Raw genomic sequence first — 1,309 nt, 5'->3', positions numbered from 1 at the left:
CCGCTTCGCGGGCCGGCAAGCGCCGACTTTCCACACCAAGGCATAAGCAAAGCAGAAATTGGTATTTCCGCTTTGCGCCATGAATTCCTAGACTGCGTTCCTCCCTGTTGCAGGAATACCTCGCATGTCCATCGGTTCCCGCCGCTTCCACGTCCTGCCCGGCTTCCACCTGACGCTGGGCTACACGATCGCCTATCTGTCGCTGATCGTGCTGATTCCGCTCTCGTCGATCTTGCTGAAGACGATGGCGCTGAGTTTCGAGCAGTTCTGGGCCATCGTCACCGCGCCGCGCGTGGTGGCCTCTTTCAAGCTGTCCTTCGGCGCCTCGCTGATCGCCGCCGCGATCAATGCGCTGTTCGGCCTGATGCTGGCCTGGTGCCTGGTGCGCTACCGCTTTCCCGGCAAGAAGCTGATCGACGCGCTGGTCGACCTGCCTTTCGCGCTGCCCACCGCGGTGGCCGGCATCGCGCTGACGGCGCTGTATGCGCCCAAGGGCTGGATCGGCTCGCTGCTTGAACCGCAAGGCATCAAGGTCGCCTTCACATCGCTGGGCGTGCTGGTGGCGCTGATTTTCATCGGCCTGCCTTTCGTCGTGCGCACCGTGCAGCCAGTGCTCGAAGACCTCGAAACCGAGCTGGAGGAAGCCGCCGCCAGCCTCGGCGCCCGGCGCTGGCAGACCTTCCGCCATGTCTTGCTGCCGATCCTGACACCGGCCCTGCTGACCGGCTTCGCGCTGGCCTTCGCGCGCGCCGTCGGCGAATACGGCTCGGTGATATTCATCGCCGGCAACATGCCCATGGTCTCGGAAATCGCGCCGCTGATGATCATCACCAAGCTGGAGCAATACGATTACGAAGGCGCCACCGCGATCGCCCTGGCGATGCTGATCCTGGCCTTCGTCCTGTTGCTGGCGATCAATCTGCTGCAAGGCTGGAATGCCGCGCGGCGCACCCGCAAAGCGGGAGGGAAGTCCTGATGGCCGCCGCTGCCGCACTGCACGCACCGGCGGCCGGCGTAAATTCGCTGGGGCATTTCGACTACCAGGCCAGCCCAGCCACGCGCGAGGCGCCCTGGCTGCGCTGGACGCTGCTGACACTCGCGCTCGGCTTCTTCGCCTTCTTCCTGCTGCTGCCGCTGGTCGCGGTCTTTTTCGAGGCCTTGCGCCGCGGCTGGGGCACTTACCTCACGGCGCTGACCGATCCGGACGCGTTGTCGGCAGTCCGCCTGACGCTGCTCGCCGCCGCGATCAGCGTGCCGCTTAACCTGGTGTTCGGCATTTCCGCGGCCTGGGCCATCGCCAAGTTCGAGT

General features: G+C 65.1%; 1 protein-coding gene and 1 pseudogene. Both read left to right on the top strand.

Annotated features, from left to right (window positions below):
- Positions 1-124: 124 nt before the first annotated feature.
- Positions 125-976, top strand: coding sequence for a sulfate ABC transporter permease subunit CysT (gene cysT / locus Q7T06_RS04525; RefSeq protein WP_304780909.1), 852 nt, complete (start codon positions 125-127; stop codon positions 974-976).
- Positions 976-1,309: pseudogene (locus Q7T06_RS04520) on the top strand (hypothetical protein); the annotation flags it as partial. The gene cysT and the pseudogene Q7T06_RS04520, both read left to right, overlap by 1 nt.

It is taken from the genome of Herminiimonas sp., from assembly GCF_030645555.1.
GTDB lineage: Bacteria > Pseudomonadota > Gammaproteobacteria > Burkholderiales > Burkholderiaceae_D > Oxalicibacterium.
Note: the sequence above shows the minus strand (reverse complement) of the source record. Positions and strands in the feature narration are given on the sequence as shown.